Annotated in this window: 10 protein-coding genes; 2 read left to right on the forward strand and 8 right to left on the reverse strand. The window is 34.1% G+C overall.

Annotation, left to right across the window (positions count from 1 at the left end; translation table 11 throughout):
* Positions 1–65: 65 nt before the first annotated feature.
* The 4 genes from EM808_RS16715 to EM808_RS16730 all read right to left on the reverse strand — a co-directional run bounded on the left by EM808_RS16715 (position 66) and on the right by EM808_RS16730 (position 4910).
* On the reverse strand, positions 66–1136 hold the full coding sequence (locus EM808_RS16715; RefSeq protein WP_127739335.1) for a Gfo/Idh/MocA family protein: 1071 nt from the start codon (positions 1134–1136) through the stop codon (positions 66–68).
* Between the two features lie 14 nt (positions 1137–1150).
* Complete coding sequence (locus EM808_RS16720) at positions 1151–1942, reverse strand: sugar phosphate isomerase/epimerase family protein (protein ID WP_164849690.1); 792 nt, start codon at positions 1940–1942, stop codon at positions 1151–1153.
* Between the two features lie 289 nt (positions 1943–2231).
* Positions 2232–3626: an MFS transporter gene (locus EM808_RS16725; protein ID WP_127739337.1), complete on the reverse strand. Its 1395-nt coding sequence runs from the start codon at positions 3624–3626 to the stop codon at positions 2232–2234.
* A gap of 201 nt (positions 3627–3827) precedes the next feature.
* A complete protein-coding gene (locus EM808_RS16730) occupies positions 3828–4910 on the reverse strand; it encodes an FAD-dependent oxidoreductase (RefSeq protein WP_235856632.1) in 1083 nt (360 codons plus the stop codon).
* A 186-nt stretch (positions 4911–5096) separates the two neighbouring features.
* Between EM808_RS16730 and EM808_RS16735 the strand changes: the two genes are divergently transcribed.
* Positions 5097–5696, forward strand: a complete 600-nt coding sequence (locus EM808_RS16735; protein WP_127739338.1) for a TetR/AcrR family transcriptional regulator — start codon at positions 5097–5099, stop codon at positions 5694–5696.
* A 540-nt stretch (positions 5697–6236) separates the two neighbouring features.
* Entirely contained in the window at positions 6237–6827 is a 591-nt protein-coding gene (locus tag EM808_RS16740) for a DUF1349 domain-containing protein (protein ID WP_127739339.1), read from the forward strand.
* Between the two features lie 889 nt (positions 6828–7716).
* Here EM808_RS16740 and EM808_RS16745 read toward each other — a convergent pair.
* The 4 genes from EM808_RS16745 to EM808_RS16760 all read right to left on the reverse strand — a co-directional run bounded on the left by EM808_RS16745 (position 7717) and on the right by EM808_RS16760 (position 13170).
* Positions 7717–9288: an alpha-L-rhamnosidase-related protein gene (locus tag EM808_RS16745; protein WP_235856633.1), complete on the reverse strand. Its 1572-nt coding sequence runs from the start codon at positions 9286–9288 to the stop codon at positions 7717–7719.
* Between the two features lie 723 nt (positions 9289–10011).
* The gene (locus tag EM808_RS16750; RefSeq protein WP_127739340.1) at positions 10012–10839 is read right to left on the reverse strand and encodes a carbohydrate ABC transporter permease; all 828 of its coding nucleotides are present in this window, start codon (positions 10837–10839) and stop codon (positions 10012–10014) included.
* A complete protein-coding gene (locus EM808_RS16755; RefSeq protein ID WP_235856634.1) occupies positions 10836–11795 on the reverse strand; it encodes a carbohydrate ABC transporter permease in 960 nt (319 codons plus the stop codon). The genes EM808_RS16750 and EM808_RS16755 overlap by 4 nt, the downstream gene beginning before the upstream one ends.
* A gap of 97 nt (positions 11796–11892) precedes the next feature.
* A complete protein-coding gene (locus EM808_RS16760; protein WP_164849691.1) occupies positions 11893–13170 on the reverse strand; it encodes an ABC transporter substrate-binding protein in 1278 nt (425 codons plus the stop codon).
* Positions 13171–13195: the final 25 nt, after the last annotated feature.

Raw genomic sequence — 13195 nt, forward strand, 5'->3', positions numbered from 1 at the left:
AAAAGAACTATTTACTTTTTCCTTGTCTTTGGTGAATTTTGCTTTTTCTTTATAAGAAATTATTTTCAATTCAAAACAATCGTTTTATCGAAAAATACTGGTTCTTGAATATCAGCTGCTCGGTAAAAATGATCAATGATATCCATTAAATACACTCCATGTTCAGCAGGAGCTAGTAAATTTCCATTGTTTAAAATAGCATTTGTGAAATGTTCAAACTCACTTAATAATTTAATATTGTCATTTAAAACTGGGATAACATCTATACAAGTATCCAGTAACTCGGATTGAATTTTGAGCTTTCCGTTCACAATACTTGCACCACCTTTCGTCCCTAAAACCTCAACGAAAGTACGTTCTTCTTCGATATTCGAAGCCCAACTAAATTCAAAATGGATTGTAGAACCATTTTCAAGACCAAGGAAACCAGTTGCACTATCCTCCACATTGAAAATACCATTTGGATCGCCTGCATAACCATTACGATTTCTCGCAGTTGTATGAGTGAAATTCTGATATGTTGCACCTGTTATATACTTTGGTTCAGGCAAACCCAGGAGATAAAGGGCTAAATCAAGATAATGGGCACCAAGGTCAATTAATACGCCACCGCCAGCAATCGATTTGTTTGTAAACCAAGTACCTCTTCCAGGAATTCCACTGCGTCTAACCCATCCAGTATTGATTTTGTAAATATGACCAAAGTATCCAGTATCCATTAATTTTTTTAAATATATAGCTGCATTAGTGAATCGATTGTTCAATCCGATCATCACCAATTTACCTGATGTATTTTTGGCATCGACGATTCTTTGCGCTTCTAAAGCATTAATAGCAAGTGGTTTTTCACAATGGACATTTACTCCATGCTGCAGTGCATAAATCGTGATATCAGCATGAAGTGAATTTGGTGTCGTAACACTAACAATATCTAGGTTCTCTTCCTTAATCATATCTTGATAGTTCTTGTATACTTTACTAATAGCAAATCTTTCTGCTACTTTCTCAGCATGTTCCATGTTAATATCACTAATAGCAACAAGCTCCACATTACTTAACATCGCGTAATTAGTAAGATGCTTTTTCACCGCGTTATTTCCTACACCTATTAATCCGTATCTTAGTTTTCTATCCATTCTAGTCTCACCTCTTAATCTTTAAACAAAATCTTTTTCATATACTTGATCGTGTACAAAGTACCTTTAAATGCATCTTCTCCAGTATAAAAAGACGAGTGCGGTTCAATACTAAGTCCACCAGTATATCCCTTAACTCGAAGTAAAGAGATAAAAGATTTCCAGTCTGTTTGATCTAGTCCAGCAGGTGGATCATCTACTCTTATTCCATTCACCATTAAAGAGCCTTTTAAGTGGACGTGTTCAAATCTATGTCCCCAGTCAAGTGTTTCTTTTAAGTAATCTCCACCATCATAGTAACTATGTGAAGGATCATATTTAATTCCTAGATCTGCTAAATTACCATGAATCATTTCCCATGCTTTGGGATTATTCACGAAATTTACTTTTCGGCAATTTACAGAAGAAATTTTCACCCCTTTAAGCTTTGCATACTCTATAAGACGGGAATAAAACTCAATAGCAGCACTGCAATTTTCAAAGTATGATAACTCTTCTACATAATTACAACCGGCTACAAAATTCTTACAGCCTGATTCACTGGCAACATCTATTAGTCTGAAACATCTCTCTAATTCCGCTTGGATTACTTTTCCTGATTGATTAATACGAAGTGATTTCCATCTACCGATAGAACCTATATCCATTTGGTAATCCTTAATCCATCTCAATAAGTACTTTTTATTTTCATAGAATTCTTCTACATTGTCTCCTTCGTTTACACACAATTCTATAAATTCTAATCCCAGATTTTTCGCTTCTTGAAAACTCTTTTCAATTGGTTTTCCAATAATCCCAAGTTTCATGTAAACTCCTCTTTCCTTGAAATACATACATTTTTCTAATAACAATTTATAATTTTATTTTAGATTTATTTCATGGAACTTTCTTTCATCTTCTTAACTTAGTAAATTTGTTTTTTATTCAAAATAATCAAGAATAAACAAAAAAAAAAATAAGAGGTTAAAAATTAACATATAATTTTTAACCTCTTATTATAAAAAGTCTTACAATATAATTACAATTTTCTTCCCTAAGACTACAAATCTTGTTTTAAAAAGCATAATTGCCACTACACCTTTCCATTATTTATTATCAGTCTCGAGGTTGGTCCTTTGCCACCTTATTAAAAGTATATTTACTTACACTAAAGAAATAGATAACAAACATCAGAACTACTAACAGTGTAAGTACCAGATGTATATCACGATAGATAGCTGCCTTATTTTCTAACTTAAAAATGTTAAAGCTTAGAGTACTAGTACCCATAGTAATAGACGCTCCCATTAAAGTTGTTGCTATTGAACTTGCGATAAAGTTTGTCAGCATAAACAAGCCCATACCTACTCCAATTTCCGCTTTTTCTAATACTTGTGAGATCATGTTTGCAAGTGACATTTGGAAATATGACTGTGCAATATATCCAAACATGAGAATGACAATAAGGAAGTAGAATGTTTTTCCAGCAATCCAAGACAGATTAATAAAACAGATAAAGTAGGAGGTTAATGCTACATATCCTAAAAAGGCAGGTCCCTTTCTGTCGGCAAGCACTCCGCCTCTTTTAGATAGCAGTGCTGTTAATGCGGCCCCAGGAAACATGATAAGACCACTATTAAATGCATTAATATGATAAACATCTGTGAGAAAAAGTGGAGTTAAGTATGGTAAGGAAAAACCAATACCAGAACTCATTGCAAATAAGACAAGGATTAAAGTGTATCTTTTATTTTTAAATAATTCTGCTCTTATAAAGGGTTCCTGCGCTGTCCTAATCCTCCATATTAAGAAACATACTAATAGGATAGCAATCAAGAAGTAATAGATATGGTTTGTTGAAATACCTAATAAAAAAGAGGTAATTGTTAACCCGAGAAGTAGAGCACCTAACCAATCAAGTTTAACATCACTTCCTTCCTGATTATCAAGAGAACTTCTAAAAAAAGGGATAAAAACGATTGGTATAATACATAAAGCAAACAGATAGTGCCAATGAATAGCTGTAGTGAAAATGCCTGAGATAATCGGGCCTATGGCTACGCCAAATGATAATCCAGCAGATGTCATACCTAACGCTCTACCACGTTTTTCTGGTGAGAAATAGCGAGCTGGTATAATCATTGCTGATGCCGGAAATACAGATGCACCCATTGCTTGCATAATCCTAGAAATAATAATTAAGGAATAGAGATTCGAGAAAAAGCCTACTAAAGAACCTATCGAAAAAAGTAATATTCCTACTGTTATTAAGTTTTTCAACTTGTATTTATCAGCTAGTTTTCCGTAAGAAACGGATCCAAGGGCATAAATAATCATATAACTTGTTACTATCCAGCTTGATTGAGAGGAAGTTAGGAAAAGCTCCTTTGATATTGTTGGCAATGCAATATTAAACATAGTTGCACTCATCGATGAAAATACGAGCGAACAAGCTAAGACAATGAGCAATTTCTTTTTTGCTTCTTCTGATATTAAATGATAGGTTTCCATTATGCACTCCTACTATTCACTTCCTATTGTTTTTCTGCCATAGGAATAGGAAAGAAAAACAACAGAATATGTTTAATAATTAATTATCTATTCACAGGATTAAATTTTCTTGCTATATCATTATTTGATGACATTGCAAAGATTGGGTAATCGTGTAAACGCATTTCCTCTTCATATTGAGAGATAGCTTTTTTCCAGTTTTTATTGTTTTTTTTCTATTTCTATTATCTGCTCTGCGAGTATGCTAGCGTCTCTTAAAGCTAAGTTACAACCTGCCCCAAAGCTTGGAGGCATGGCGTGAATCGCATCCCCAATTAAGGTAACGCGGCTTGTCGGCCAAGGTTCAATCGGATTAACAGATCTAACAGGTAAGAGTGAAACAGTCTCTGATTCTATTCGTTCAACTAATCCTTTTAAGATTGGATGCCAATCTTTCGTTAAGTTCAGCATAATCTTATGATATACAGCAGAATCAGAATGACGAAGCTCCTCGTCAGTAAAGCTTAGTTGGGTTGCTGAAACATTTAAAGTTATCATGATATAATCAGCTACTGGTTCAAAGATAGAAAAAGGTGCTAGTTCTTTTGCAGCTTCTATAACTGGTCGTCTTGCTTCATAAGGACCTATCGCCATATAGGAACCCTTATCATCAATTACACTTGTAAAACCATCAAACAAAATATCTGGTAGACTTTTTCTTATATTGTTTGTTAAGGGAGACTTTGAGTAAAATGCTCTTGCACCTGTATCCTTCGGTGTAACCCCAGGAAGCAATTGAGACCGTACGATTGAATTTATGCCATCAGCAGCAACAAGTATATCCCCTCTTACTACTGTTCCATCTTCTAAATAAGCACGTACTCCCTCTTCATCTTGATCAAATCCTACTATGCTCCTGTTAAAATAAACATCTTCTTCCATACCACTAAGCAATATCTGACAAAGAGTTCTTCTATTTACAGCAGTATGCGGTAAATCTTTATCATTTGGAGCGCCAATATGTGGACGTACTCCTACTTCATTTAGCTGCTCATCAATTAGGACAGCCATTTCACGACGTGGTTTTTTTCTAGAAGTTTGTATATATAGTTGGTAAAGATTCTCTGGCAAACATTTTTTTAATGCTTCCCCACCATCCATGTTCATATGTAATCGATAACCAGATTTTGCGACATCATCTTCCCGTTCAAATACTGAAAAATCAATTCCAGCCTTCTTTAAGGCTTGGGCTAAACATAGTCCACCAATACCCCCGCCAGCAATTAAGACATGTAATTTACTCATCCTATCTCCTCCTTTTATTGAAAACTTATACAACACATTGTATGGTATAATGCAATGTGTATAATAATTTTACGAATTACTCCATCCAAATAAAACCATTAAAATGGTTAAAAATGTATTTTAAACAACATTTTCTATCATAACGTTATATATGTAGGAAAAATAATTCGAAAGTAGGAAGTATCAATGGAAAAGGTTGATAGAAGAATTACAAAAACCAAAAAAGCTATTCTTTGCGCGTATCTTTCCCTTTTACAATCAAAAGGAGCTGACTCCATTTCTGTGAGTGATATCACAAAAAAGGCAGATATTAATCGCGCCACATTTTACGCTCATTATAAAGATAAATTTGACCTACTAGAAAAGAGCATGAAAGATGTACTGGATGATTTAGAAAAGGCCATTGAATTACAACACAAAGACGATGAAACGTTTAATTTAAAAACATTAGAAGAAATATTTAAAGCAATATTAACAAATATTTATAAACATAAAGAGTTTTATACTGTTATGCTTGGAAAACATGGTCCTTCTATTTTTTCTGAAAAACTTCAAGAAATATTTTATGAAAAAACGGTAAAAGGTTTGATGACTGTACATCGAGAAGGAGAAGTTGATTTATTAGTACCTACGCCAATCTACCTTAGCTATGTTACTTCTGCACAATTTGGCGTAACTAAATATTGGATAAAAAATAATTATTTAGAGTCTCCTGTTTTTATGGCCAAGCAACTTCTTATGTTATACAAGCTTGGTGGAGCTACGGTAGCGGATTATAAAGAGTAATGGAATAATAACAATAGATATCATATGAATCTCAGTCCCTCACTCTACATTAATATTAATAAATAATGGAATTGTTACTACTATAATAAAAGGAGCTGCCGCACCAGCTCCTTTTAAACATCACCAATATTTCATTTTTTCACAGGTCTTAAATGAGACTAAATTTATCTACTAGATAAAACTGCTGAAGATATTAACTCCAAGATCATATATATCTAGATTTTTTCGCTTGCTTGAGTTATCGTTTTTTTCATTTACTACTCCTGCATTTATCACCTAATTCTTCCACTTCTTTTTATTTCCTAGCTTAAGAATATTAGAATTATTAGGAGCTACTACTAATACCCCTATCCCCTTTACTTCCCTAATACAACAAGAACGCTATATATTTTTTCAAAATATAGAAAAAATACAAATTTATGTCTGTTTTTTCACTTGTTTCAAGTAATGTGCTTATTTAAAATATAAGTTAGATACAGTCCGAGATTAATGGTTATTAGTATATAAGAAATAAAACTAAGATTTAGGGAGGTATGTAGCATGTTACATTTCAATTGGATTAATGAAAGTGTTATTTCTGAAGAGGATGGAAGAATAGAATTATATGCGCCTAAAGAAACTGATTTTTTCTGCAACAATGGTGCAATCGGAGAAGAAGGAATTACTCCAGAATCATTATGTAATGCACCCTTTTATTATACAGAGGTGGCAGGAGATTTTGTTATGAGAGTAAAAGTTTCTCATGATTTCAAGGATACTTACGATTCTGCCTCGATAATGGTAATGAAGGATATGACAAATTGGGCAAAGGCGTGTTTTGAATTAACCGATTTTAATACACATGCAGTAGTAAGTGTTGTAACGAAGGAAGAATCTGATGATGCGAATGGACCCAATATTGATAATAATACTGTCTGGCTTCAAATTTGCAGAAGTGGAAGATCTTTTGCATTCCATTATTCTACAGATGGTGAAAATTATTTTATGATGAGATTTTTCAATTTGCCAGTTGACGAAATTGTTAAAGTAGGTTTACTTGCACAAGCACCATTGGGAAGTGGTGGAAAGAGGATTTATGAAAACTTAAGCATTGAAAGAAAAACAGTTAAAAATATTCGTATGGGAAAATAATAGAAATATACATGGCACTGACTGGATAATTTCACATACCTTTTTACTTAGTCGATTGATGTCAAAGTCAATCGGCGTTTTTATGTTGTAAGGGTATATCTTTATAGGTTTTAAAGATACTATTATAACTCTGTGAATTCATTTGTTTCAAGACTCGATGATTCTCTACGCTTTACATATAACCCATTTAGAACGGTGTTTATAAATTCGGGTAAATCAGTGGACCAAGGGAAGGTACACCTTAAAAAGGGTCCCTTGTCCATTTCGGTTACGGCAGTAGTGCAAATAAATAGACTTAAACTAAACTGCTACGCTTCTTCCAAAAGCTTATTTTCATTCATTACAGGGATGCTGCCATAACCGTACCAGAAAAAAACGAAAATCAAAAAGAGCCTAATCCTTCTTAGATTAAGCCCACGTTCTTATTAGATTACCCTACCAAATCAAAAGACATACTAACCTATGAAATGGTTGGAAGATGCTTATTTGTCTAAACATTAGAATAACGTTCTGATAGTTTCTTTTTATGTGACTGAAACACTTCTTCTAGTGGAATATTGCACTTGTTAGCAATTACTATGAATGATTCTGATCCAGCATCTTTAATAGAACAATTTCAAACGTACAATCCACCTTCAGTTAAAACCTATATTAAAGCCGATCAAACTTAATCATTAAAGACAGAAACCATCAAATATTAGATGGTTTCTTGTTCAATAAACCTCCCTCAATAAACAAATACTTATCTCTTTAATCCGCAGTTTTCACGCAGTAAATGACTATTAATGCTTTATATATCTTTTAGAAAAACCGTTTAAACTAGAGCTTAGAGTCAGGAGAATTTTTTTCCCCTCACAACCGGATGTCATGAACACCCAACCCCTAGCTTCTACATATTATACTTTCGAATCAAATAAGTTGGTGTGCAGCTCCATGCATGGCAATAGCTGTTGATTAAATGGTGACCATAAGGAGAGAAGGCTTTATTCTTTGGATTATAAAGCTCCCAAAACGTATCTGCTCCATCCTCTAGCATACCACCCCAGTATGTTTTCATCCTATCCAATGCAGATTCCCTATCACCTGCAACCAAATAGGCTTCAACTAGATGATGATACATATATGGTGTGGCAGGCTCAATAGCATCTGTAGAAGGTAGTTTTTCTAAGGTTTCTTTTGCCTTTTGTGCGGAAAAAACACCTGCCAAAACCATCCATACCTGGCTTGCATAGGAGATTTGCTTAGTTGGACCACTTACAAATAGTTGTTTTTCTGAATCCCACAAATACTTTTTACTTGCTTCTACTAAAAGAGGAATTGTCTCTTCTAGAAGCAATTTATGACTATTATTCACCAAATGAGCAACAGAAAGGGCCTTTTTCATGACATAAATGAGAATCCCTTGAGTGGCTGTTTCTTTGTGCAATCCTTCTGCCCAATCAATAAAAGCAAAGAAGCCTTCTCCTTTAAAAAGATAGTTGGAATCTAAAAATTGGAGAGAATTCTCTATTTGCTTAAAGGCAATAGACCATAGATCTGTCAGTGTAACTAAGTCATTGGTTTCATGAAAATAGTCTACAAGTGTATCCATAAAAAATAGGGAGTAATCAATAAAATACGTATCATCTGCAATTACGGAAGGCTGGATAAATAGATTTGCTGCAAGTCTGCCCTGGTCATCTGGAGTCCCTGCAAAGAGATATAAACATCTTTTTACTAAATCATTATTTTTTACGGTTGCATAATTAGCCAATGCCTGCAGCCTTAGGTCTCCAAGCCACAGACGTCTATCACGTTTTGGACCATCTTCGAATACTTCTTGCATACAATCTACAAGAGTTTTAATACTAACCTGATCCATTCGTTGCAACATCTTATCAGAATGCTCAAGTTTACTTACTGCAGTTAAATCTGCTGAACTTACATTCTTGCATACTACTTTTTGAAATTGAACTTTATACTTTGGAGAAGTGGCTAACACTTCGACTTTCATATAACGGAAGCTATAGCGTCTTTCCAGCTTAAGGATTCCAGGTAATATATCCATATGAACTACTTCTTCCTGGAGCCAACCACTACTAATTACCCCATTGTAGGTAGAAAAATCCTCTGCAACTTCTATAGGCATCTCACCAAATGTTAGCTTTAGATGGAGTGGAGCATCTGGTGGACTCCCCACTGGGGTAATGTTGATTGTTACGTATCCAACTAGGTGTTCGCCGAAGTCAAGAATGACTTGGTCCCCTTTACCAAAATCCATTTTAGATAACTGTTCTACAGAGTCTATACTTCGTACCTCCCATCCATGAATTTTCTTCTTATTTGGTAAGACTTCGACAAGTTGAATAGGAGTAATATAACTTTCATTTAACACCGGGAGTAGACTTTCTGCTTTATTTAGAAACTCTTCATTTTCTATAATCTTTCTCTCAAGATTTGTTTGAAAAACCATTTCACTCATATCTATATACCTCCATTTTTTTCATGCAAGATGATACTCTACTTTCTACCGGGCACATACAATCACTTTTATAGTGTCTCCTTCTTGATGGAACTTCGAAAGATAAAAAAGGAAAGATAGAGTGCCCCACTAAAAATGAACAAAATGAGCATAAAAGAAATTTTCTGTACAGCTATAATCAGTGCAGCAATTAACACAGCGACCAGTATACCTAATGGGATTTGTTTAAAGAATCTCAAACAAGAAAATAGTATTAGATTTTTCCCTTCATACTTTTGCGAGTTTCCTATTATCAGGATAAACAGTAATAATTCCAAACAAAAGATAATAAGATTCATCACCATCAGGATATTAGTAACATAGGTTGAACCTAATGGAACATATAATGCTGACATCGTTAAATAGAAACATAGTGTACAGCTTAGCCAAATTTTCCACTCATACTTACATGTGTATAGAAGTTCCTTTATGTAAGTAGCAAATAATTGGAGAGATTCATTTTCCCTCAACCTTTTTATGCATCTAATTGTAGCAACACAAGAAGGAATAAGGGTTTGACTAGCTAAAAAAAACAAAGGAAAGAAAATAGGCTTAAAATCAATAAAAAAAAGGATTTGAAAGAAAAACACATTTATTATTAGAAATAAACTATTAAAAACAAAGAATTGGTAAAAATATTGACAAAAACCTATTCCTTTCTCGATTATATTATTCATGTCATCTCTATCCTTTCACTGCCCCAGAGGAGATACCGCTCACAAAGTGTTTTTGTAATAAAGCAAATGCAATAATAAGCGGTATTGCACAAAGTATACACGCTGCAAATAGAACACTCCATTGTGCAGGGTTTTCTTTATCTCCTAAGAAATTAAGCATAGTAACAGGTAAGCTCATTTCTGCCTGTTTACTAACAAAGATCAATGGATAAAAATAATCATTCCATATCCAAATTCCTTGTGTGATTACTACCGAAACAGTTGCTGGTGATAATAATGGAAAGACTATTTTGAAGAAACGTGTAAATAAGTTTGCTCCATCTAAATACGCAGATTCTTCTATTTCAACCGGAACTGTTTTCATGAATCCTGTGTATAAGAATACCGAGAACGGAATACTACAAGTAATAAACATTATCATTGGGGTAAAACGATTGCTCGGAATATTTAAAATGTCAAAAACTTGTGCAATTGGTATTACTACCATCTGTCCAGGAATTACTAAACCCGCGATAAACAGAATATATAAGAATTTGCTTAATGTTCCTCTCATTCGAGCAAGTGGATATGCTGCCATAGACGCTAGTAATACAATAATAAATACACTTCCAAAAGTGGTGATAAGACTATTCAAAAAAGACGTGCCAAAATTCATTGTGAAAAAAGCCGTCTTATAACTCTCAAAAGAAAATTCCGTAAACATTTTTAATGGAGAGGAAGTATCTCCAGGTGGTTTAAACGATGTTGATAAGGCGATTGCTAGAGGAGCCAATGTTACTAAGAGAAACACAATGATTCCTGAATGTATCGCAACCTTCTCGTATTTTCCCTTCATTCCATTTCACTCTCCTTCTTGTTCATCACGACCAATAACAGCGCTGTGATGATAATAATGACAATAAACGAGACGACTGAAAAAGCGGCTGCTTTTCCAAATTGTTGTTCTGTAAAAGCCATTTTATATATGGAAAACATAAGTGTATTAGTAGAATCTCCAGGGCCTCCATTAGTCATAATAAATGGATAGTCAAAAGCTTTTAATCCATTAATGACAGATAAAATTATGTTAATCGTAATCGATGGAGCTAATAAAGGAAGCTTAATATAACGGATAAGCTGGAAACCATTGCAGCCGTCCATACTTGCAGATTCTAACAATGAATCATCAATCATTTGCAATCCTGCTAGATAGATAATCATTGTTTGCCCGATATTTTTCCATATATCTACCACTGTAATCCCATATAATGCATTTTTATAATCACCTAGAATGTTAAAGTTACTTCCATCTAATCCAAGCATATTCATAATAGAAGGAATCATCCCAGATTGAGGCATATATACATAGCTCCAAATAAATCCAATAACAATCGCGCTAAATAGGGCTGGTATATAGGCTGCTGATCGATAAAAGCCCATGCCTTTGATTTTACTATTTAAAGCCATGGCTAATATTAATGCTAGAATATTTCCTAATACAACTAATAAAACAGTATAAATCAATGTATTTTTAATAGAAGTTGTTAGTATTCCTGATTCAAAGATAGATTGGTAATTAGACAATCCTACATGCTTATAATTCTGATTAAATCCATTGAAGTCTGTCACACTGAATGTGAATAGTTTTAAAAAGGGCCATATCCAAAAAGCTGAAAATATCAATAAAGCTGGTATGACAAAAAGAAACAACCGATTATTCATCACAAGAGACTTTTCTTTTTTAGACCTTAGTGGTTTCTTTAGCATGGATTGTTTCTCGAATCCCAACTTTATTTCTTTATTACTTTCCATAGAAAATACCTCCAACAATTAATACAAACAGGGAGCGAAAAACTATATCCCTGTTTGTCTTTTTAAGATTGTTGCTGTTAGCCTTACCGTTAAGGGCTTATTCCCCTTTTAATTCTTCAAATTTATCTTGCATTGCTTTAGCAACATCCTTTGGACTTGCTTTACCAGTTCCAATCATTTCACTAAATTTTGCTTGCATTTGTGCTTCTGTTCCTGCTGGCCATGCCTGATTGCTCCAGTAGAAAGAGCGACCTGATTCAAAGGCAGGAACAACATCATTAAATACAGGATTACTTAGCTCAACTCCTTTATATGTAGTGAAAGAAGTAGCTGTTTTAATCCAAATATTGTATAAATCAGATTCACCATCTGTCATTTTATTAAAGATTTCGTTTAGTATATCTTTATTTTCACTTTTGGAACTGATAGCAAATCCTGCACCTGTAGCAGCAGAAATATAGGCTTCTCCACTCTCGTTAGCAGGTAGACCCATAAATCCAACTTCAAAATTATCATTATTTAATGCTGGAAAACTGAAGTCACCGTCAAAAATCATAGCTGCCTGTTGATCCTTGAATATTTGCTGTGCTTGTGGCTGTCCTAATCCGAGTGAATTACTTGTGACATATCCCTTATCGTAAAGCTCTTTATACATCGTAATGGTTTTTACCCATTCGTCGTCTGTAAACTTCGTTTCCCCTGTATATAATTGATTATCAAATGTTGGATTATTAGGATACACTTGGTTTGCTGCAACTTGATACATCCCAAATTGAATCATAAAAGAATCCTTATCTCCCATAACAATTGGAGTAATGCCAGCTTTTTTTAATGTTTCACATGCACTTAAGAATTCATCCCATGTTTTAGGAATTTCAATATTGTTTTCTGTAAAGATATCTTTGTTATACCATGTTCCAAGCACACCAATGGAACTTGATAGCGCATATGGTTTCCCTTCGAAGGACATATCCTCTTTTCCTTGATCTATTATCTTATCCCAATTCTCTAAGCCAGATAAATCTTCAATATAACCTGCTTCAGCCATTTCTTCGACGGAATTAGCTCCAGCCTTCTTCGGCTGAACTAAGAATAAATCTGGTGACTGTCCTGTAGATAATTTACTCTTTAAAGCTGTATAATACTGATCGTCAGGAAGCAGTGTGTATTCTACAGTTGTATCGGGATATTCTTTTTCAACTAGCTTTTTAAAGTCCTCTAAGAAGATTCCTTGCGTTCCATTCTTTACACCAGATGCCATAACTGTAATCGTTTTTTCCTTATCTTCCCTTCCTGAACTACTATCACTTGCACAAGCTGATAAGAACAATAAGATAGAAAGCATTAAAGTAATTAATGTTATAAACCTTTTCATCATATATCCCCCATTTCTTTAACTT

The sequence above is a fragment of the Niallia taxi genome (assembly GCF_004005475.1).
GTDB classification, from domain to species: Bacteria; Bacillota; Bacilli; order Bacillales; family Cytobacillaceae; genus Niallia; species Niallia taxi.

Coding starts and splice junctions, on each gene's coding strand:
- EM808_RS16715 (WP_127739335.1), bottom strand. CDS start 1,136: ATGGATAGAAAACTAAGATACGGATTAATAGGTGTAGGAAATAACGCG.
- EM808_RS16720 (WP_164849690.1), bottom strand. CDS start 1,942: ATGAAACTTGGGATTATTGGAAAACCAATTGAAAAGAGTTTTCAAGAA.
- EM808_RS16725 (WP_127739337.1), bottom strand. CDS start 3,626: ATGGAAACCTATCATTTAATATCAGAAGAAGCAAAAAAGAAATTGCTC.
- EM808_RS16730 (WP_235856632.1), bottom strand. CDS start 4,910: ATGAGTAAATTACATGTCTTAATTGCTGGCGGGGGTATTGGTGGACTA.
- EM808_RS16735 (WP_127739338.1), top strand. CDS start 5,097: ATGGAAAAGGTTGATAGAAGAATTACAAAAACCAAAAAAGCTATTCTT.
- EM808_RS16740 (WP_127739339.1), top strand. CDS start 6,237: ATGTTACATTTCAATTGGATTAATGAAAGTGTTATTTCTGAAGAGGAT.
- EM808_RS16745 (WP_235856633.1), bottom strand. CDS start 9,288: ATGAGTGAAATGGTTTTTCAAACAAATCTTGAGAGAAAGATTATAGAA.
- EM808_RS16750 (WP_127739340.1), bottom strand. CDS start 10,839: ATGAAGGGAAAATACGAGAAGGTTGCGATACATTCAGGAATCATTGTG.
- EM808_RS16755 (WP_235856634.1), bottom strand. CDS start 11,795: ATGGAAAGTAATAAAGAAATAAAGTTGGGATTCGAGAAACAATCCATG.
- EM808_RS16760 (WP_164849691.1), bottom strand. CDS start 13,170: ATGAAAAGGTTTATAACATTAATTACTTTAATGCTTTCTATCTTATTG.